This window comes from Streptomyces huiliensis (genome assembly GCF_020037025.1).
Taxonomy (GTDB): domain Bacteria; phylum Actinomycetota; class Actinomycetes; order Streptomycetales; family Streptomycetaceae; genus Streptomyces; species Streptomyces huiliensis.
The window spans coordinates 1-670 of record NZ_JAIQLH010000060.1 but is presented as its reverse complement, the minus strand read 5'-3'; the positions used below and the strand labels follow the sequence as shown (position 1 = coordinate 670).

General features: G+C 80.0%; 1 pseudogene. It reads right to left on the bottom strand.

Annotated elements, in window-relative coordinates:
• Nucleotides 1-670 (bottom strand): annotated as a pseudogene (locus tag JNW98_RS13285) (ATP-binding protein); the annotation flags it as partial.

Sequence of the window (670 nt, the reverse complement as noted above, 5' to 3'; positions counted from 1 at the left end):
GGGGCGGGGGCCGGCGCCGGGCGGGACCGGTCGGCGACCAGGGCGAGCGCCCGGCGACTGGCGACGGCGCCGCGCTTGTCGGCGAGCACGCCGCGCAGGCCGGTGGACGCCTCCAGCTCGGCCCGGGCCCGGCCGAGGTTGCCGGTGCACAGCGCCAGGACGCCCAACTCGTGGTGGAAATACGCTTCTTCGCCCACTTCGCCGGCCAGCCGGGCGGCCTCCTGGCCGTGCCGGAGCCCGCGCTCCCAGGCGCTCCAGTGCAGCGCGCCCGCGAACGCCGGCGCGGCCGTACGGGCCAGCAGCACGGCCGCGGCAGGGTGTCCCGCCGCGCCGGAGGCGACGAGGGCGGCGAGCGCGGCGAGGACCACGTCCGCTTCGGCGGCGATGCGCTCGGGGGTGACGGAGGGGTGCCCGGCCCACCAGGCGTAGTGCCGGGCGGCGGCCAGGACGCGCTCGGCGGCGCCCTCGGTCCAGTCCGCGCCGGCCAGGTCCCCGGCGACGCCGGCGGCCACCCGGTAGTGCGCGCCGACCGCGGTGATCAGCCCGCCGTCGAGCAGTTCGCCCACGGCGGCGTCGGCGTGCTCGTCCCCGACGAGGGCGGGGAGTTGGGCCTGGTGCGGGACCTCGCCGCCCAGGGCGAGGGCGAAGCGCAGGGTCTCGCGGGCGGAGT